This window comes from Chryseobacterium sp. YR221 (assembly GCF_900176315.1).
Lineage (GTDB): Bacteria > Bacteroidota > Bacteroidia > Flavobacteriales > Weeksellaceae > Chryseobacterium > Chryseobacterium rhizosphaerae.
Map to the genome: position 1 here is coordinate 72,404 of NZ_FWXM01000006.1, position 19,945 is coordinate 92,348.

The window sequence follows — 19,945 nt, forward strand, 5'->3', positions numbered from 1 at the left end:
AGCTCCGTTCTTTTTTTTATCCCATGTTTGAGCATATAAAAGACAGATTTCCTTTCCCCAAAGAAAAATGGCGGAAGTTTCTGAACACTTTTGAAAGAATCGAAGTTCCGGCCAAAACGTTGTTATTACAAGAAAATGAAGTTTCCTATAATGCATACTATCTTGAAAAGGGTGTTGTCAGAGCATGGTATAATAATGATGGGAAAGATGTGACCTTTCAGTTTTTTCTTGAAAATACCATGTTTTCTTCTCTTGAGAGTTTTAAAAAAGGGCTTCCAAGTATGGTCTCTTTTGAAACAATAGAGCCTTGTATCTTATATAAAATTGGAAAGCCTGATGTGGACGTTTTTCTGGAAGAGGTGTATGAATGTCCTGAACTTAGGACTTTGTTGATGGATGCTTTATTTGAGAGGATGTTTGATTATATGAAGCACTTCTTTTCATTTATTAAAGACACCCCGCAGCAGCGTTATCTTAATCTGATTAAAGAAAAGCCCGAGATCATCAAAAGAGTACCCCAGCATTATATTGCTTCATATCTTGGTGTTACAACAGTTCATCTCAGCAGGATAAAAAGCAAAATCCTGAAAAATAAACCTCTCTGAAGACTATTTTCAATAATTGTTTTAGGACAATCATTACTTCGTGCTTTCTGCCTAATTATCTCAATCTGATAACAAATGTTATTGCTCTCAGGCTTTCTTCTGAAATAAATTTGTATAAAATTTAAAATAATGAAAGCAGCAGTAGTATTTGAAAAAGGAAGCATTCCTCAATATGCAGATTTTCCCGAACCGGAGATCATAAAAGAAAATGAAGTGTTAGTTTCGGTGAAGGCTGCCTCTATAAAAAATCTGGATAGAGCCAGAGCCGGAGGCACTCATTATTCTACAGATAACGAGGTGCAACAGCCTAAAATTATTGGTTCCGATGGTGTAGGTTATCTTGACAACGGAACTAAGGTTTATTTTTTCAGTAAAAATGGAAGTGTGGCAGAAAAAGTTTTGGCAGACCGCCAATTGATGGTGCCAATTCCTGAGAATCTGGATTTTTCTGTAGCCGCAGCGTTACCCAATGCGGTAATGGGCTCAGCAATGGGCTTACAATGTAAAGCGGGAATGCAGCAAGGAGACACCGTATTAATCAATGGTGCAACCGGAATTACGGGAAGAATAGCCGTTCAGATTGCGAAGCTGTACGGAGCCGGGAAAGTGATTGTTACCGGAAGAAATGAAACCGCATTACAATCTCTGGTTGAGTTGGGGGCAGATGAAACTATTTCCCTAAAGCTTACAGATGAAAACTTTAAACAGAAAATTAAAGAGATCCACGGTGAAACACCTGTTGATGTCATCTTGGATTATATTTGGGGGCATTCCGTAGAAATGATCCTCGCCGCTCTTAAAGGTGACGGTACATTTTCTCATAAGACGAAATTGGTTTCTGTAGGAGGAATGAGTGGAGACCATATTCAGTTATCTTCACAGATTTTAAGAGGAACAGATATCCATATTTCAGGATCAGGACTGGGAAGCTGGACAAAAGAAGAATCGAAACTTTTATTTTCAGAAATAATTCCGGGAATGTTTCAGGCTGCTGCAGAAGGGAAAATTAAAATAGAAACGGAAGACGTTGATTTAGAATATATTGAATCGGCATGGAATAAAGAAATTGAAAATGGAAAGAGACTGGTAATAAGAATTTAATAACAATTTGAGTTTTTTATCCACAATCCTTTTATCTGTTTTCTTTTTTTACTATTTTTATGATAGAAATTACGAAATGGAAAATTCAAAAAAAAGTTGCAACTTTGCATAAATATTTGAATATCAGTTTCAGATGTATCATTAATTAATAAGTTTGCCGAGGTCTGTAAGTACATTCAGGCATTGGACCGACAAAGAGGACACTATTGGAAGAGTATTTTGGAAATGAACTTGTAAAGAAGTTCGAGGAAATGATGGAAAATAATGATGAATTCTACTTTGACACAGAAGAGTTAGAAGACATTATTGTGTATTATTTGGAGCTGGGAGATTTTAATTACGCTGATATGGCGGTCAATTTTGGTCTGAAGCTTCATCCTAATTCTTTAGATATCAAGATTAAAAAACTTGAAATTCTATTGGAGTGGGAAGAATATAATACGGCAAAAGAGCTTATCAATGAGCTGAAAGGTTCCTCTATGGAACATACAGACTTTTTGGTTTGCTATGCCAAGTATTATTCGAACTTAGGAAATCCTAGAAAATCCATTGAAATTTGTAAACGGGCACTTGAGCTGGGGGAAGAAGAAAACTTCCTTCACAATTTTATTGCAGATGAATATGTGAATCTTGGAGATCCTTTTAACGCTCTTAAACATTACCGGAAAGCATTAAAAGAAGATCCTTCTGATGAATATGCATTAGAAAACTGTATGGTATGCTTCAGTGATTTGAATAAGAGTGAGGAGGCTATTGCCTTTCTTAATGAATATTTAGATGAGTTTTCCTATTCAGAAACCGCATGGTTTGAATATGGACAATTCTATTTCAACAGAAAGAACTTCGAAGAGGCCATCAAAGGCTATGATTACTTATTGGCAATCAATTCGAGTTCTGTGGGAGTATATGCGAATAAAGCCGCATGTTATGAAGCGTTGGGCCAATACCAGAAATCAATTGAAGTGTATGAGGAAATGCTTGAATTGGAATATACAAAAGCATTTACCTTCTATAAAATCGGATTGTGCCATAAAGCTTTAAAACAGCCAATTTTAGCATTAAATTCATTCCAGAAGTCATTAAGAGAAGACCCTCAGTTTTATCTTGCGATGATGGAGCAGTCTTACCTGTATGAAGAGATGGGAGGAATGTCAGAAGCACTGCATTTTGCCAAAGAAGCAACCCAATTGAATGAAAATAACCTTGATTATCAAAAAAGGTTAGCCTTTTTATTCATCGATTCAGGGAAATTTGAAGAAAGCCTTTCCTGTCTTAAAAAATTGGTAGCGGACGAACCTTCCAGATTTTACAACTGGTATGCATATTCAGAAGTATTAATGCTTTTGGGTGAATATGAAGAAGCGGTTACTGTATTGAATGCTGCTATTAAGAAGCACTACAGGGCTGAATTATTTTATCAGTTAAGCAATTGCTTTTTCAATCTGAAAGAAAAGGATAAAGGGATGGATTCCCTTCAGAAAGCATTAGACCTGGACCCAAGCCTGGCAAAGGATATGCAGAAGAAGTATCCATTCATTAAAGATGAAGTGAAAAAGGTGAAAGCCAGCAAGGTTAAGAAGAATTAAACAGAAAGAATCGGGAATATCCGGTTCAGGATAATTTACATTTAGTCTTTAATATAAACAGAAATCCTGCAGGAATGCGGGATTTTTTATGAGCGACTGTATTCTTAAATAGGATTGTTGTAAGGATTGTTGATAGACTTCCATCCAAATCCAGCCTTGGTTTCTGCGTCAGTATACAGATCAAATGCTACAAATTACTTTTTAGCATTAGTTCTTAGGAATATCAATCCGGCAATGATTACTCCGGCTCCTATAAACTGCATATAAGTCAGTTGTTCCCCATCTATAATGCCCCAGATAATAGCAACAATAGGCATTACTAAGGTAACTGTAGAAGCAAAAAGGGGAGTAGAGACCTTCAGTAGCCGGTAGTTCATCATCATTGCCAGCCCGGTTCCGAAAACAGATAAGAGGCTGACAAACAATAAACCTAGCATATTGTCCTTTGAAAAAGTGAATTCAGAAAAGAATCCCGTGCTGGTTAAAGCAATAATGGAAGGGAAAAATAAAACAAATGAGAAAACAAATGCTGATAGGACGGTGGAAGAGACCTCCATAAGCTTTGATTTTACGGTGGTCGTACTGACAGCATAACATAAAGTAGCCAGTAATAACAGCAGAATAGGAATCATTTTTAATTCTCCGCTGTCACCACCTCCAAAAGCCAGAATACAAACTCCCGTGAAGCTTATCAACGTTCCCAGGATCTGTTTTTTGGTGGTTTCAAACTTCCATATCAGCGCACCCACAATAATAACGAAGATAGGCATCATGGAATTGATAATTCCCGCAATACTACTGCTTACTTCTGTTTCTGCAATGGGAAAGAGGAACATAGGAATAAAATTTCCTGTAAAAGCAGCAAGAATAAGCCATTTGATATGCTTTTTCGGGAAAAGTTTATAATTGGAAATGGCAATAGGGAGCAGGATAATACCTGCAATAAGAACTCTTAATGACCCTACCTGAAACGGATTAAAGTGTTCCAGTGATTTTTTTATCAGAATAAATGACGATCCCCAAATAATACTCAGGACAACCAGAAGAATCCATTTTTCTTTATCTGCGTTCATTATTTTCGTGTAAAATTTTTAAAAATTCTTTTTTAGAAATCATACGGGCTCCCAAGCTTTCCAGGTGGTCTGTATGAGTCTGACAATCAATTAATTCAATCGTATTTTTATTGCTTTGGGCAAAGTGAATGAATCCTGCTTTTGAAGCATTGCTTACCTTGGCAAACATGCTTTCACCACAAAATAAATTGCCGATCTGTAAGCCGTAAAATCCACCTACAAGCTCTCCATCCTGCCAGACTTCTATGCTTTTGGCGAGTCCATATTCATGAAGCTTAATGAAAGATTCCATCAGTTCGTTAGAAAGCCAGGTTCCGTCCTGTCCTTTTCGGTTGGTTTGCTGACAGTTTTTAATAACTCCCCTGAAATCCCGGTTCTCTGAAAACGTAAAAACATTTCTGTTCAATATCTTCTGCATAGATTTAGATACTTTTATCTCATCAGGAAATAAAACAAACCTCGGATCAGGGCTCCACCATAGAATTTCCTCTCCGGGATTATACCATGGGAAAATCCCCAATTGGTAAGCAAACCATATCCGTTCCACAGAAAGGTCACCTCCAAAGGCAATTAACCCATCCTGACCGTCGTATGTTTCAGGGTCAGGAAATGAAATCTCATTTTCGTCTAATCGAACCATTGTAGAAAAAAAATCCCACTTAAAAAGCAGGATTTATAGTTGATCTTTATTTTTTAATTAAAAAGGTAAATCATCATCGTCATCTCCAGCAAACGGATTCTCGTTAGAAACAGGAGAAGCTGACTGCTGAGACATAGCCTGAGTAGGCTCTGCTCCATTATCAAAAACTTTTTCTATTTTCCATCCTGTAATAGAGTTGAAGTATTTAGTCTCACCTTGAGGAGAAACCCATTCTCTACCTCTGATGTTGATTCCTACCTTTACGTTTTCTCCTTCTTTAAGATTATCTAATAAACTAATTTTATCAGACAAAAATTCTATGTTTATCGGCTGTGGATACTGTTCTTGAGTTAAAATAACCATTTCTCTTTTTTGAAATCCGCTCGCAAATGTTTGAGCATCAAAAAGTTTCTTTACCGTTCCTTGTAATTCCATATCGTAAATATTAACGATGTAAAAATAAGAAAATGAATCGTAATAATAGCTGCCGGGAAAAAAAAATGTAAAAAAAATATTTTTTTTCCCGGAAAAGTTTGGAGATAAAGGAAATTGTCCTATATTTGCACTCACAAAAACGAAGCAAGCTCTTTAAAACTTACAATACAAAAAAAACCAGCGGATGTGGTGTAATTGGTAGCCACGCCAGACTTAGGATCTGGTGCCGTGAGGCGTGGGGGTTCGAGTCCCTTCATCCGCACTATGCGAAAATAGCTCAGCTGGTAGAGCACAACCTTGCCAAGGTTGGGGTCGCGGGTTCGAATCCCGTTTTTCGCTCCACACCTGCCCTGGTGGTGGAACTGGTAGACACGCAGGACTTAAAATCCTGTGTTCGTAAGAACGTGCGGGTTCAAGTCCCGCCCGGGGTACAAAACCCTCTGTACTTTGCGACGGAGGGTTTTTTGTTTTTATAGAGACTGTTATGTAATTAAAAGTCTTATATTTGTAAGAAATAGAGATTGTATCTGTGAAAACAGAGCAATGCAACCAGCGGATGTGGTGTAATTGGTAGCCACGCCAGACTTAGGATCTGGTGCCGTGAGGCGTGGGGGTTCGAGTCCCTTCATCCGCACAATGCGAAATACTCAATAGGTTGTCTACAGCCGTTGAAAAGATTGGAACTTCAGGTTTGAATCTTTTTTTTCGCTCCACACCTGCCCTGGTGGTGGAACTGGTAGACACGCAGGACTTAAAATCCTGTGTTCGTAAGAACGTGCGGGTTCAAGTCCCGCCCGGGGTACTAAAACCCTCTGTAATATATTACGGAGGGTTTTTTGTTGTATTATTATTGATAGGGTTTTCCTCTGCAATACCAATCATGAGTGATGATCGTATTTTTTTTATAGATGGTAAGTGGCAATGCTCCCTTTCTTTTTAGTATAACGTCTCCGTAATCTATTTCATCCTCTCCAATACCCCAGTTGTTGTGAACCATAACGCTTGTTCTCTTACTGGTTTCCGGAACATAGCCTTCCAGTTTTATCCATGTAAGATCTACTTTTGATTGGGTAACGAAAATATAATACTCATCAGGATAGTATGCTTTTTTTACTTGATTACAATCTGCTTCTCCACAAGAATAGAAGAAAAGTAAAACTAGTATATAGAAGAGTGCTTTCATAATTTTTAATTCATGATTCAGCTCCATTTCCTCCTCATAATTGCGGTATGTTCCTTTCCAGCTTTTCCAGTCTCTCAAAAATACTCTCAAAAATATTCTTTTCAGCAGTGGAAACATAACCCACAATCTTATAAAGCTCTTGTTTTCCCTTAATAGATTGACTGCTTTCAGAGGTATACTGCAAGCGGCCGTTGGTGTACACTAATAAGCGGCTGTTCAAATCACTTTTCAGATGTGCTTTATTCAGGAATAAAATATCTCCATACTGGTAAGGTGGGAGTACCTGATTTTCAGCCGTAAATTCATACACCCAATCTACTGATGCTAATATTTTTTGCACAACCGTTGTGTTTTCGGAATTGCTTTCCGGTAATGCTTTTGTTTCTTTCATATTCTGCATCGCTGATTCCGGGAAAAGCATCAGCTGATTGATGTCTGAAACATTAGGTAATTGATGTACCTGTACGGCTTCAGTAAGAAGCTCATCTACACTAAGGTTAAAAAGGGTGGCTACTTTCAGTATCGTTTCTATTTTAGGCTCAGCACGGCCTTCTTCATAAGAACTTATTACCCCTCTGTTTAAATCAAATAAATCGGCGAAAGCCTTTTGGCTCAGTCCTTTAGCTTGTCTTATTATCTTTATATTAATTCCGAAAAAACTCAAATTGTCTAATTTTTTTTGCAAAAATAGAGCATTTCGGATAGATGGCGGATAAAAATATTTGCATTTTCAGAATTTAAAGAATATCTGTACCCATAATATTGCATTCTTCTGTATCTGTATCCAAAGTTAAATCCTGCATAATTTTGTTTTATTAAATCATGATATTATGGAAACAACCGTTCAACATCACGAGCAGCTTCAATATGCTGAAGTTTATATTTCAGATATGTTGGCGCTGAAAAACATATTTCTGCAGACCCAGAACACCTCAAAGATAAGTCCGGATTTTGGAGTTCCGTTTTTCCTGGCAAAAAAGGGGGATGAAATTGTTTCATTTGCCAGCCTTATTATGAACCTGAAAGGAGAAATTATCTTTAAAATCTATGATAAAAAGGGGGCTACTGAGGCAGAGAAGAAAAAATTTTCTTTAAAAGTTGAAGCTTATTTTAAAAAGAATACTACGCCCAACTTTCGAAATCCGGAACAGCTAAAAAGCAGCATCAAAAGTATGATTAGCTGGCTGGATTTTTAGTAAAGCATAGATAAAATTGTATTTTTACGTAAAACCCTCACCATGTCTAAAGATGTTTTGTATCTAAAAATAGCCAATGCTGTCACTGAGCAGATTAAAACTGAAACCTTGCAGTTTGGAGACAGGCTGCCATCGTTAAGAAGTGCCCAAAAGTTACATAACGTTAGCTTAAATACTGTAAAACAGGCGTATATGGAGCTTGAGAGCAGGTCTCTGGTGGAATCACGCCCCAAATACGGCTATTATGTAAGCCAGACCTCCCAGCGAAAGCTGGCATTACCTTCTGTTGCAAAAATAAAAGTTTCACAAGGACAAAAAACACCGGAAGATCTTATCGGCAAGGTATTCGGAACCATTGCCGGAACAGATGTTACTCAGTTTGCATTGGGTATTCCCGGGAAAAGCCTTCTTCCTGTAGCTAAAATGAAGAAGTGTATGATCAATGTAATGAAGAAGAGCAGTGATAGCGGGACCAACTATGAGCCGGTACAGGGAAGTGAAAATTTGCGCCGCGAAATAGCGAAATGGGCCATGGTGATGGAAGGGAAGATTACAGAAGATGACCTTGTCATTACCTCCGGAGCAATGAATGGAGTATATAACTGCCTGATGGCAGTTACCCAGCCAGGGGATTCCGTAGCCATTGAAAGTCCTGTATATTTTGGAATACTGCAGGCGATTCACCTGCTGGGACTAAAAGCGGTGGAAATTCCTACCCATCCTATTACCGGAGTGGATCTTGATGCTTTAAAAAAAGTGCTGCCAAAGATTTCGGCATGCTGCTTTGTCGTTAATTATAATAATCCGCTGGGATTTCAGATGCCTGATGAGAACAAGAAAGAGCTGGTAAGGATGCTTACCGAATATAATGTTCCTTTGGTGGAAGATGATGTTTATGGAAACATTTACTTTGGAGCCGGAAGACCGAAGCCCTGTAAATTCTATGATGAGGCCGGAATTGTGATGTGGGTAGGATCTGTTTCTAAAACGCTGGCTCCGGGATATCGTGTGGGCTGGGTAGCGGCAGGGAAATTTAAAGATAAGATTATCCGTCAGAAGCTGGTTCAGACAGTTTCCAGTCCGTCTTTATTTTCAGATGTTATTGCTGATTTCCTTGAACATGGACGGTACGACCATCATTTGAGAATGTTCAGGAAAAAGCTGTATGCCAATTACCTTCAGATCCAAAAGTCTGTTACTCAGTATTTTCCGGATAATACCAAAATTTCTGAACCGAAAGGCGGTTTTATGCTGTGGCTGGAACTAGATCAAAGAATCTGCACGGAAGATCTTTATGATGAAGCATTAAGTCAGAAAATAAATTTTGCTCCCGGTAGAATGTTTTCACAATATAACCAGTATCAGAATTGTATGAGGCTGAATTATGCCCTGGAATGGACAGACCGTGTAGAAAGTGACCTGGAGAAGCTTGGTAAAATGATAAAAAATAAAATTTAATAAACCCTATAGAGATGAATGATATCAATAATGAAGTACAAATTATAGCCTATGAACCTCAATATAAAGAAGCTTTCAGAGCTTTAAACGAAGAATGGATCAGGAATTTCTTTGTGATGGAATCCGGTGACTATAAACTGCTGGATCACCCTGAAGAACATATCCTAGATAAAGGAGGACATATTGCTTTTGCTCTGCTTAATGGAGAGGCGGTGGGAACATGTGCATTAGTAAAGAACAGCGATGAACCCCTTATTTTTGAACTTTCAAAAATGGCAGTGAGCCCGAAAGCGCAAGGAAAAAAAATTGGATATCTGCTGGGAAATACTTTAATAGAAAAAGCTAAAGAATTAAAGGCAGAGAAGGTATTTCTGGAAACCAATTCAATTCTGGTTCCAGCTATAAAACTCTACGAAAAACTTGGATTTAAACATATGCCGGTTACCAATGCGGGATATGACCGTGTGGATGTACAGATGGAATTAGATCTCAAAAACGGATTATAAAAAAAATATTAGAACAAGGATATTTCTATCCGAGTTCTAATATCAAAAAATTAAATCTAATTGCTTTACTGTTTATTTCTTAATGAAAGTCTTTGTCACTGAGTTTTTCCCTTCACTAAATTTAATGAAGTATATTCCGGTTGGAAGGGTTTCAATATTTATTTTTTCATTGTAATATCCATTGGAAGATTTCAAATGAAAAGTTGAAACAAGTGTCCCTTTAGAATCAATGATTTCTACCTTAGATTCTTTATTTTCAGATGGATATCGGATGGTTATACTTGCTGATGCAGGATTGGGGTAAAGGGCAAAATCATTAGTGTTTTTCTTTATTTCTTTATTGGCTAAAACATCGTTTGAACAAACCGGGATTCTGTTTATCCCGTCAATTCCCCATGTGGATTGTACCGGAATACACATCCAGTTCAGTACCGTTGGAAAATGATCTGTTTCTCTTGTTGTTGCGGTGTAATCATAGATCTTAAAACTGCCTGAGGTGTTGGCATTATAAGCAGGAGATCCTGTAATGCTCATATGATTCGCATTGGGACTTGAATCGGTGATGGTATTTCCTGAAACATGATCACACTTCCAGTTGGCCAGCAGCTGAGAATAATAAGGATGTGAAGGGGTAATGTCCTGATTGGCCCAGTTAACGATCACATCGTTCGGAAGAGCGGATTTCCAGATTCTGAGGTCTTTATAGGATGCAGGAAGATTGATTCCATAGGTATTGGTTCCGTCCTGGTTTAATGTTAATGGAAGACCGGAATCAATATTTCCGATGGTATTCATCTTGGCAAAAGTGACCGGAACACCATCTTCATATAAAGTGACAAGGCCGTCTCTATCGAAGCTGGCTGCAATATGCTTCCACTTATTGGTTTCCACTTTTCCTCCTACCAGGTCAATTCTGTTTGTTCCGTCACCGATATTCATTTTAAACGTCTGTCCGGAATATCCTGAAATCACAAGCCCTTTATTTTTTCCGCTAGCCCAGTTTTTATTCCCGATCATGACAGGATCACTGGAATAGGCCGCATTGGGTTTCACCCAAAACTCAATGGTAAAATCCTGGTTTGCACCAAAGTTGAATGGATTCTGGTTGGTTGGTTTGGCATAAGTTCCTGCCGGAAAGCTAAGCTGATTGAACGTTTTATTGGATTCTAAAACCGTTTTACTGATCTGCTGAGGAGTAAATCCTGGATTAGAATACACGGTAAAAATATTTCTCTCAGAAAGGTTCCCTCCGCCATGCGAGCTGTCTACCGCTCCGTGATCCGTTGTTAAAACAACCAGCCAATCTTCGTTTTGATAACCGGCTCTGTTTTTCATAGCATTCACTATCTCGCCGATATATGAATCTGTTGTCTGAATAGAAGATACATATTGGGGAACAGCTGAAGAAAAGCCGTAAGAATGCCCTGCATGGTCTACATCATCAAAATCTACAAACAGAATATCAGGATTGTCATTTTGGAGAGCATTGACCGCCGCATTTTTCACAGCAAGATCTGTTGCCAGGTTAGATTTTACATCTGCATTCTGAATAATTTTGTCATTGATGGGTGCCCAATGTGCCAGGGAAATTGTTCTTAAATTAGGGTTATGGCTTTCTGCTCTTGTCAAAAAGTCAGGATAATTTACATAATTGGGACTGGTAAAATTATTATCCTGCACATTGTGTTTGGTGTGCCAAACACCCGTAAGCATTGTACTCCATCCGTTTCCGCTCCATGTAGTGGCAGCGCAAAGTCCGTCAAGAGAATAAATAGACTGATTGATAAGGTTCTTGATGTTAGGAGTACTGGCAGACATCATGACGTCTGCACGACATCCGTCGATACCGATAAAAAGAACTTTTTTGGTCTGAGCTCCAAGGAAGCAGCTCACAACAACAGCCATTGAGAATAGTTTTGTTTTCATGGGGTAAGGGTTTTAAATAAAAAGTTTACAAATAGTAATTTATTTTTAACTATTGTAAAATTAGTTTACTATTTGTAAACATATGTAAACAGAAAATTAATTAATTGATAAGTAAATAGTTCACAGAAGTTGAAAGTCTACATAAGAAGAAAATCATATACTTTTACAAATAATCAATCGAAGGAATTAAATTCCCTTTCTCTGGAGGGATGTTGAAAATTCAGAGAATTTTTGACGGGTGATGTACTTATTTATTAAAAAACAAACGGCACAAAAGAGTTGTGCCATTTGTAAATAAAGTTGAAAAAGAAGTTGTTAAAGAATATGTTCAGCTTCAGAAATTGTATTTAGAATATAATCAGGTTTTGCTTTCTCCAGCTCTGTTCTGTTTTGAGCACCGGAAAGCACTGCGATAGTCAGTCCGCATCCTGCATTTTTTCCTTCTTCAATATCAATCACGGAATCTCCGGCCTTTAGGACCTTTTCGGGCTCCATGATATTGAATTTTTTCATAGCCAGATTGATCATCTCCGGGCTGGGTCTGCTTTCTGAAACATCGTCAGCGGTGATCAGAGCATCAAAATGTATATTTTCTTTCCACTGTAATTTGTCTAAAAGCTGATGGGCAATTTCAGAGGTATATCCTGTATTGAGAACCACTTTTTTGTTTTGGGCTTTCATGGTAAGAAGAAAATTTTCTGTACCGTTGATGGGTTTTACATCAAGATTACGGTAAGCCTCCTTTAATTTTTCGGAAAAATTCTCAAAAATAACAGTGGCATCTTCCTCGTTACCATTAATTTCCTTCAGCAGACTTGTAATAGCCTCCAGCTTTTCCATTCCGGCGCAGCTTCTAAGAACTTTTTCCAGGCTCACAGAGTAACCGTGGCTGTTGACAGCCTCCGTTAAGGTTTTATACACTACATTGTCCTCATCAATTGTTGTTCCGGCCATATCCAGAACCAGTAATTCTATATTTTTCATTGAATTTTTATGCGTAAATTTTTTCTATATTAAACTTGGAGAACCCTCCGCTTCCCGTCATTCCTTTTCCTCCGATACCCGTCACAATATGGATATTTGGAGAGGGGCTGTGTTCGAAAATATCTTTCGTCTTGCACTGGGAATACACTCCAAACCATCTTCTCTGAATTTCGTACGTAGGAAGGTCAATTATTTTTTTTGCTTCATGGATCATGAATTCATCAATTTCCATATTGAGATCATATCCAAGGTCATCCGCATTTTTAGCATCTGCATATTCATGAGAGTCTCCAAGAATGATGGAACCGTCAAGAGCCTGCTTAAAGAGAATATGAACACCATATTTCTTCTCAAATGAATGAGGATCTTCCAATGATTTGATTTTTTGGAAAGAAGGACATTCACTGAATGATTCATATCTTCTGACGGAAAGTCCGGTAAGAATATTTCCCTGAAGAGAATAAATTCCCTGGGGTTTGGTTTGCAGCATCTGCAGTTTGCTTACTTCCAGGTCGCTTTCATTGAATACTTTAGGGTATAATGTTTTAAATTCATGTCCCCCGCAGATGATAATCCGAGAAGCAGAAAACTCTGTTCCTTCAGCTGTTACAGCAGTGCATTTCCGATCATCTTCACCGGTTTCAATCACCGTAGTGTTGTAGAAGATCTCCAGACCCATTTTTTCCTGTAAAAGCTTATGAAGTTTTACAATCATATCTGCAGAATCTACAGAAAGCTCCTGGGGAAAAAATAATCCTCCTTTGCAATAATCCGAGCGGAGTCCGTCAAACTTTTTGATGCAGTCATTTTTAGATAATAAAACAGATTCATAATCGTTGTTTCTGTTGATTTCATAGAGTTCTTCAATAAGCTGAAGCTCTTCAGCATCAGAAGCAATGTATACAGAGCCATTTTGCCTGATAGTAAGGTCTGCCTGAGCATGAAGTTCATTATATATAGCAAGGCTTTCTCTCCCGAAATTCTGCCATTTAAGGTCCATTCCGGACGGTACTACCTGTCCAAAGTTTCTTACCGTTGCCCCTTGAGGCAGTGTATTTCTTTCCAGTAAAGCTACTTTCAGATTTTTCTTCAGGGCATGATAGGCATGGAATGTTCCTAAGATTCCGCCTCCCACAATGAGTAAATCAAATTTTGTTTTCATTTTACTATAATTTATAAGATTTCGAAGTATCGAAATTGATGTATTGATTAGAATTAGAATTAGAATTGGGTTTTGCCTTTTTTTTGAAAGCCAGAAAAGCAATAACAGAGAGAATTAAAACGCTGACCGTAATGATATAATTCAGACTAATATAAAAGCTGAGCCATGAAGTCTGTGCAGAACCGAAATTCTTATAGAGTAAGATCAGAACGCTTCCCAAATACCCAAAGGAATCTACCATATAGATCAGAAAGCCTACATTGCCTTTAATATCAAATGCGGCAATCATTCTGTCAAAATAAATTCCATTAAAAGGAATGTAGCAGATATACATTCCAAATCCGGAGATTGTCATCCATAAAAACGGAGATAGTGAATTCTGCTGGAAGAGATAGGTGGAAAGCCCCACCGTTAAAATTCCGGCAAAGAGAATATAGTGATAATAAGCAAAAGCCTTTTTGTTGTTTTTAACCTTTACCATGCAGCTTAAAATCAAAAGAACCATGATAGCAATGGGGATTTCCGTCAATGTAAATACAGAACTGTCAAATGTAAAGTGAAGACCGTCCCAGATCTCGCGGTTAAAATTATCTCTGAAATCCCTTAGGACCGTTAAACAGATATAAAGAAAAATTATGCAGACAACAGGGATGAAAAACTGATGGATAAGCTCTTTCCTTTCTTTTCCGTTAAGAGGTTTTCTTTTACTTTTAAGCTGAATATCTTCTTCAGTAGGTTTCGGAATTTTTTCCAGAAGAATTCCTGAAATAAGTAAAGGGACAATAAATATCAGCCCGGCAGAAAAAGGCATCCAGAATTCTGAAATAGCAAAAGTATCCATCAAAAACTTTCCTACAGATTTTGTAAACCCTGAAGAAACCACAAAGCTTGAGCACAGAAATAATCCAATAATTTCAGTTGTTTTACGGCCTTCTATATAGGAAAAAACAATACCCCAGATCATTCCCAGCGGAATACCATTGAGAAACATGAAAAGGATATTATAGGGAGCAGGAATGACTGCGAACCCTAATAATGATAATTCTGCGATGGCAATAAAGGAAAATAAATAGCGCAGTCTTTTCACCGGTTTTAATTCGGAAATGAATTTAATTCCAATAAATTTCGAAATGAAATACCCTACAGCCTGTGCAATGATGATCAGGATCTTATAATCTACTCCGAAGTAGGATAGTCCTTCGAAAGAGGCTACGGTAAAAGGTTTTCTGAAACCGTACATGCAGAAGTAAACACCAAAAGCGGCAAAAGCAGCTTTCAGTGTTACCAGTGTTTTAGGATTGATTGTTCTGGCCATTATTTGGGTTTAGAAGTTCAGTTTTATTCCAAGGTTACATCTTACCCCATAATATTCCACCTGTTCAGGACGGTCTTCATTTTGTCCGAAATGATAGATCAGAGGTTTGTTGAGGATGTTATTGATATCCGCATACAGACTCAGATGTTTAGTAAACTGGTAAGAACCTCCGAAGTCCAGGCTGCTGTATTTACCATAATAAGAGTCATTAGTATCGTCTTCAGCATATTCTACAGCGTACTTTCCTTTATAATTATAAGCAAGCCTTGCATTGAAGCCTTTTTTCTCAAAGAAGAGTTGTACGTTATAGAGTTCTTTGGCCTGATAAGGAAGTTTTACCTTTCTTCCGCTTGGCTTCTCCATTTCTGAGGTCATAAAAGTTGCATTCACCTGGGCTCCAAAATATTGAAGGAAGCCCGGAAGGAAATCAAACCTCTTGTTGATCCCAAGTTCAATACCTCCCAGCCATGCAGCATTTCCATTGTTTGGGGCTGTAAACTGGACACCATTGATCCCGTTATAATTTCCAATGAATGAATCCTGGAAAATAGGATCTGTAATGGATTTATAGAAAACACCACCGCTCAGGATCCCTACATTGGAGAAATAATATTCTCCCATCAGGTCAAAGTTTAATGAATATGTTGGATTAAGGTTGGGATTTCCTCCCTTGAATTCATTATCCGCTTCACTATACGTTCCTCCCGGTGTAAGGTCTCCGAAGTTAGGTCTGGAGAAAGTTCTTGTGGCAGCAAAACGAAGATTCGTTTTATCGTTTAATGTATACTTTACATGGATCATGGGAAGAACTGCCAGGTAATTTTTAGTATTTTCAACAGGGGTCAGTACATCATCGATCACGCTGTAGCCCTTTACCTTGGTATTGGTGTTGGAAAATCTTATTCCTCCCAAAACGGTAATCTTATCATTTACTTTATAGGTTGCCATTCCAAATGCATCAGCATGTTTCTCCAGAACATCAAAGTTTCTTCCTAGCGCTTTATTATATTCTAAAGCCTCGGAATCAGCGGTGTTGATTTTCAGGTTTTTTTGATTGTCAAACCAGAACTGATTCATTCCTGAGGTAGAAAGTACCGGACCGAAAGTGTTTCCGATGTGTGCATTCATTTCACTGAGATACTTGGTTCCGTTCGGTTGTGAAGTAATGAATTGAGAATAATCTGATAAAAGAGGAGCTGCTCCGCCGTTCCAGGTGTAAAAAATATCTGAAAACCTTGCATTACGTTCTTTATCCCTGTACTTAAAACCATATTTCAGGGTCAGTTTATCAGAAGCATTAATCTCATGGTTAAAGGCTGCAACAATCTTGTCTTTTTCCTGAACAAAGACTTTGTAAAATTCAAGGTCTGTAAATTTCATTTGTGAAGCATCCATTTTAAAATTAGGATCACTGTAGAAACCAAATAAGGCATCAGGATTTTTGTAATCCAATTTTCCACCATCGGCTTTCCAGTAGGCTCTTGGACCATTCCCATGATCGGAAATATAATCAGGATTGATCCCTACTCCGGATTGGGTATATTTGATGACATAATAAGAATTGTTCTGCTTGTCAGGGATATTCCCATACTTGAACTGATTGTCGTAATAAGAAAGATCCCAGTCGATTTTTCCTTTATTTAAATTATGAATTCCTCCTAATGAAACAGAGGTAAGCTCTGTGATCAGTAAGTTGTGGATATTCTGAAGTTCTACTCTTGCCGTATTATTGGTACTGCTGAATTTATCAAAGCGAACCCTGTGTTTATAATGTGTTTCATCATCAGACAAGGTTCCGTACATTCCTTTTACGTAGATGGTATTTTTTGGGGAAAGAACATATTCAAAGGCAGCATTAATTCCGGTTGTCTTCCTTACGCCGTTGTAATCGCGAAGCTCCATTCTGAAGACCCCTTCGTCACCACTTCTTCTCGCTTCAAAATTGTCAGTAGACCAGTTTCTGATGAAATGGGCAAAATTGAATAAGTATCCGAATTTTTTATCCTTTGTTCTTCCGCCATACAAAAGGCCGATATTATAAACTCCTTTATCCGCTTTGGCATTATAACCGCTTCCCAATGTTGCTTTAAACTCTGTTTTCATGGGAGGAGTTTTGGTAATGAAATTAACACCCCCGCCAATTCCATCTGCTTCCATATCCGGAGTAAATGACTTATTGACATGTACATAAGAGATCAGCTCTGTGGGGAAAAAGTCAAATGCCGTAGCTCTGGAGGTTGTTTCTTCCTCTGCGGTGGGAAGCCTGTTTCCGTTGATGGTCGTGGAAGCCCAGAAGGGAGGAAGTCCTCTTAATGAAACAAATCTTCCCTCTCCCTGGTCTCTTTCAATAGAGACTCCCTGTACGCGCTGTACGGTTTCTGCAGCATTTCTATCCGGAAGTTTTCCAATTCCGTCTGATGCAATGACATTGGTGATATTGATGGCATTTTTCTGAAGATTTAAAGCTCTTGCTTCCGTATTTTTCAAAGTACCGGTAACCACAACTTCATCAATATTTTTTCGGGGCTGAGAAAGTATAACAGTTCCTAAATCTACAGTTTGATCAGGCTTTAGTGTAATAATGATATCTGCTGTTTCATATCCTATGTACGTAATTTGTAAACTGTACTGACCTTCTTTAATATCATTGATCGTAAATTTTCCATCAATATCAGTCGTTATATTTTTAGATAAACCTTTTATTTTAACAGTGGCGCCGGGAAGGGGCTGGTTGTTATCAAGAACAGTTCCTATAATAAGCTGCTTTTGTGCTGAAACAGAAGTGACGATACAGACAAAAGCAAGGGTTAGTAATTTCTCTAAATTTGTTCTCATTTTTACATATATTAAATTTTTTATGCAAATCACGCTAATAATTTTAATATATATAAATATTTGATATTAAGTATTGTTTAATAAATCAAGGCTGTTTGTTACTTCTATTTTACCTTAAAAATTTTTGTATAAAAGAATATTTTGATTTAATTTTTATATTAAATTGTTTATTTTAAGGTATTTATGAGGCTGTTTTGATGTTTTTGTTTAATTTTTGAATGGAGTGTGGGAAGGGCGTTTTTGATTAACATTACGTTCATTTTACCCAAAATAAGAAAACTAAAAGTTTACAAATAGTAAACTTTTGCTTGTCAACTTTAGAAGTTGAAAGAACAAAACGGAGAATGGGTCAGGGTACAAGCTTATGTAACCTCGGAAGAAAATGGAGGATGGGATGTAAAGAAAAAGTATTTCCACCTTCACTTCTTTACAATATCAGAAACAGAAGATAAGGTTTTGTGTTACATGAAGTTGTGAAAATCTATGCAGTATAAAAATAAAGAACCAGCATTACGCAGCTTTCATTGCTGATGCTTACGGGTACATGTGGAAACTTTCCGTTAAAATATAAAGAATCACCTTCTTTTAAAATGATTTCTTCATTATCAATAACATATTTTACTTCTCCTTTCAGGACGAATTTGAACTCCCAGGCATCTGTGATCACCTTTTCTCTTTTAGAATTAGGTTCAAGAGTCAGCAATACCGCTTCAAAGCCTAAAGAATGAAGACTTTTACTGAAAATATGCATGTATTTAAAACCTTCAGCTTCCACTTCTTTTTCTATGAGCTGCTGGCTTTCTTTCGGCACGTAAATGAATTTTGCATGGGATTTTTTCTCTACCCCTTCAAAGAAATAACTTGCATCAATTTCCAGAGACTGGATGAGGTCAAGTAACACCGGAAGAGAAGGTATTGTTCTGCCGTTTTCGATTCTGGAAACAAGACCATTGCTTACATTGGCTTTGAATGCCAGTTCATTAATGGTTAAATTATTCTTTTTTCTAATATCCTTTAATCGCTTACCGATACCTATTAAAAAGTCATTCATGCTGTATTCAATTTAACCTGGAATTATTTTTCGTCATTATATGAAAAACAAAGGTAGTATTATTCTATATAGGTTGGATAAGGAAGAAGCTCAATTCATTTAAAATTATTATTGAGGACAGAAGAGCAATTTTGTTCATCCCAAAATTTGCCTATTTTTGTAAAACTCGTTATTTCATTTATGAAAAAAATTATTCTTATCGAAGACGAAACCAGCGTGGTGTCTTTTATTAAAAAGGGACTTCAGGAAAACGGATATGAAATTTCTGTCGCTTTTGACGGGCGTACCGGAGTACAGCTGGTTCAGGCAAATGATTTCGATTTGGTGATTTTAGATATTATGCTTCCGGAAATGAATGGGCTGGATGTCTGTAAGGAGATCCGGAAAACCAATCAGAGTGTTCCTATTCTGTTTTTAACGGCATTGGGAACTTCTGAAAATATTGTGCTGGGGTTAGAAAGCGGAGGGGATGATTATCTGGTAAAGCCGTTTAAATTCATTGAGCTGGTAGCCCGTGTGAAATCTCTGTTAAGAAGAAGCAATAACAATGGACCGCAGGAGACAGTTGAGCCGGAACCGGATAGTGAGCATGTTTTTCAGTTTTCTGATCTTATCGTGAACGACTATACAAAAAAAGTGACCCGTGGAGGGGAGGAAATTACGCTTACCTCTACTGAATATAAATTATTACTCTATTTCCTTACGAATCCCGAAAAGGTGATCTCAAGAGCGGAAATTCTGGATGCGGTATGGGGTGTTAATTATGAGCTGGGAACCAATGTGGTAGATGTCTATGTCAATTATTTAAGGAAGAAACTGGACAGCCAGGATGATAATAAGTTGATTCATACAGTAATAGGAATGGGGTACGTCCTGAAAAAATCTTAGT

The 19,945-nt window shown here is 37.7% G+C and carries 18 protein-coding genes and 5 tRNA genes; 12 read left to right on the forward strand and 11 right to left on the reverse strand.

Features of this window, described 5'->3' with window-relative positions:
• The first annotated feature begins 23 nt into the window (after nt 1–23).
• From B8967_RS17410 to B8967_RS17420, 3 genes are all read left to right on the forward strand, one after another.
• Complete coding sequence (locus B8967_RS17410) at nt 24–605, forward strand: Crp/Fnr family transcriptional regulator (RefSeq protein WP_084086911.1); 582 nt, start codon at nt 24–26, stop codon at nt 603–605.
• A gap of 129 nt (nt 606–734) precedes the next feature.
• On the forward strand, nt 735–1,706 hold the full coding sequence (locus B8967_RS17415; protein ID WP_084086912.1) for a quinone oxidoreductase family protein: 972 nt from the start codon (nt 735–737) through the stop codon (nt 1,704–1,706).
• 206 nt (nt 1,707–1,912) lie between these two features.
• Nucleotides 1,913–3,292: a tetratricopeptide repeat protein gene (locus B8967_RS17420; RefSeq protein WP_047489838.1), complete on the forward strand. Its 1,380-nt coding sequence runs from the start codon at nt 1,913–1,915 to the stop codon at nt 3,290–3,292.
• A 194-nt stretch (nt 3,293–3,486) separates the two neighbouring features.
• Here B8967_RS17420 and B8967_RS17425 read toward each other — a convergent pair whose 3' ends face one another.
• From B8967_RS17425 to B8967_RS17435, 3 genes are read right to left on the reverse strand one after another with little or no spacing between them, the layout of a single operon-like run.
• Nucleotides 3,487–4,365, reverse strand: coding sequence for a DMT family transporter (locus tag B8967_RS17425; RefSeq protein WP_047489836.1), 879 nt, complete (start codon nt 4,363–4,365; stop codon nt 3,487–3,489).
• A complete protein-coding gene (gene aat / locus B8967_RS17430) occupies nt 4,352–5,005 on the reverse strand; it encodes a leucyl/phenylalanyl-tRNA--protein transferase (RefSeq protein ID WP_084086913.1) in 654 nt (217 codons plus the stop codon). The genes B8967_RS17425 and aat overlap by 14 nt, the downstream gene beginning before the upstream one ends.
• A gap of 57 nt (nt 5,006–5,062) precedes the next feature.
• Nucleotides 5,063–5,440, reverse strand: a complete 378-nt coding sequence (locus B8967_RS17435) for a DUF3127 domain-containing protein (RefSeq protein WP_047490065.1) — start codon at nt 5,438–5,440, stop codon at nt 5,063–5,065.
• A gap of 180 nt (nt 5,441–5,620) precedes the next feature.
• On the opposite strand from B8967_RS17435, the gene B8967_RS17440 reads away from it, so the two are divergent.
• The 5 genes from B8967_RS17440 to B8967_RS17460 all read left to right on the forward strand — a co-directional run bounded on the left by B8967_RS17440 (nt 5,621) and on the right by B8967_RS17460 (nt 6,242).
• Nucleotides 5,621–5,702 (forward strand) — tRNA-Leu (locus tag B8967_RS17440).
• Between the two features lie 4 nt (nt 5,703–5,706).
• Nucleotides 5,707–5,782 (forward strand) — tRNA-Gly (locus B8967_RS17445).
• Between the two features lie 5 nt (nt 5,783–5,787).
• A tRNA-Leu gene (locus B8967_RS17450) sits at nt 5,788–5,871 on the forward strand.
• Nucleotides 5,872–5,992: 121 nt separating this feature from the next.
• Nucleotides 5,993–6,074 (forward strand) — tRNA-Leu (locus tag B8967_RS17455).
• 84 nt (nt 6,075–6,158) lie between these two features.
• A tRNA-Leu gene (locus tag B8967_RS17460) sits at nt 6,159–6,242 on the forward strand.
• A gap of 45 nt (nt 6,243–6,287) precedes the next feature.
• Here B8967_RS17460 and B8967_RS17465 read toward each other — a convergent pair.
• Together B8967_RS17465 and B8967_RS17470 are read right to left on the reverse strand one after the other, a co-directional pair.
• Entirely contained in the window at nt 6,288–6,623 is a 336-nt protein-coding gene (locus B8967_RS17465; protein ID WP_123863275.1) for a hypothetical protein, read from the reverse strand.
• Nucleotides 6,624–6,657: 34 nt separating this feature from the next.
• Nucleotides 6,658–7,287, reverse strand: coding sequence for a helix-turn-helix domain-containing protein (locus B8967_RS17470; RefSeq protein ID WP_081989043.1), 630 nt, complete (start codon nt 7,285–7,287; stop codon nt 6,658–6,660).
• A gap of 166 nt (nt 7,288–7,453) precedes the next feature.
• On the opposite strand from B8967_RS17470, the gene B8967_RS17475 reads away from it, so the two are divergent.
• Genes B8967_RS17475 through B8967_RS17485 form a run of 3 tightly spaced genes read left to right on the forward strand, consistent with a single transcriptional unit; the run spans nt 7,454 to nt 9,783 of the window.
• Nucleotides 7,454–7,819 (forward strand): hypothetical protein, encoded by a 366-nt coding sequence (locus tag B8967_RS17475; RefSeq protein WP_047489827.1) that lies wholly within the window; start codon nt 7,454–7,456, stop codon nt 7,817–7,819.
• A gap of 42 nt (nt 7,820–7,861) precedes the next feature.
• Nucleotides 7,862–9,277, forward strand: coding sequence for an aminotransferase-like domain-containing protein (locus B8967_RS17480; RefSeq protein ID WP_047489824.1), 1,416 nt, complete (start codon nt 7,862–7,864; stop codon nt 9,275–9,277).
• A 14-nt stretch (nt 9,278–9,291) separates the two neighbouring features.
• Nucleotides 9,292–9,783 carry a GNAT family N-acetyltransferase gene (locus B8967_RS17485; RefSeq protein ID WP_047489821.1) on the forward strand — a complete coding sequence of 164 codons (492 nt, stop codon included), beginning with the start codon at nt 9,292–9,294 and terminating at the stop codon, nt 9,781–9,783.
• A gap of 72 nt (nt 9,784–9,855) precedes the next feature.
• Here the strand turns inward: B8967_RS17485 and B8967_RS17490 are convergent, their stop codons facing one another.
• From B8967_RS17490 to B8967_RS17515, 6 genes are all read right to left on the reverse strand, one after another.
• Nucleotides 9,856–11,709 (reverse strand): alkaline phosphatase family protein, encoded by a 1,854-nt coding sequence (locus B8967_RS17490; protein WP_047489819.1) that lies wholly within the window; start codon nt 11,707–11,709, stop codon nt 9,856–9,858.
• A gap of 315 nt (nt 11,710–12,024) precedes the next feature.
• Nucleotides 12,025–12,693, reverse strand: coding sequence for an HAD-IA family hydrolase (locus B8967_RS17495; protein WP_047489816.1), 669 nt, complete (start codon nt 12,691–12,693; stop codon nt 12,025–12,027).
• A 7-nt stretch (nt 12,694–12,700) separates the two neighbouring features.
• The gene (locus tag B8967_RS17500) at nt 12,701–13,855 is read right to left on the reverse strand and encodes a TIGR03364 family FAD-dependent oxidoreductase (protein ID WP_084086914.1); all 1,155 of its coding nucleotides are present in this window, start codon (nt 13,853–13,855) and stop codon (nt 12,701–12,703) included.
• Between the two features lie 4 nt (nt 13,856–13,859).
• A complete protein-coding gene (locus tag B8967_RS17505; protein WP_084086915.1) occupies nt 13,860–15,170 on the reverse strand; it encodes a DUF5690 family protein in 1,311 nt (436 codons plus the stop codon).
• Nucleotides 15,171–15,179: 9 nt separating this feature from the next.
• Complete coding sequence (locus B8967_RS17510) at nt 15,180–18,005, reverse strand: TonB-dependent receptor (RefSeq protein WP_047489810.1); 2,826 nt, start codon at nt 18,003–18,005, stop codon at nt 15,180–15,182.
• A gap of 481 nt (nt 18,006–18,486) precedes the next feature.
• Complete coding sequence (locus B8967_RS17515) at nt 18,487–19,056, reverse strand: helix-turn-helix domain-containing protein (RefSeq protein ID WP_047489807.1); 570 nt, start codon at nt 19,054–19,056, stop codon at nt 18,487–18,489.
• A 180-nt stretch (nt 19,057–19,236) separates the two neighbouring features.
• On the opposite strand from B8967_RS17515, the gene B8967_RS17520 reads away from it, so the two are divergent.
• Entirely contained in the window at nt 19,237–19,944 is a 708-nt protein-coding gene (locus B8967_RS17520) for a response regulator transcription factor (protein WP_047489805.1), read from the forward strand.
• Nucleotide 19,945: the final 1 nt, after the last annotated feature.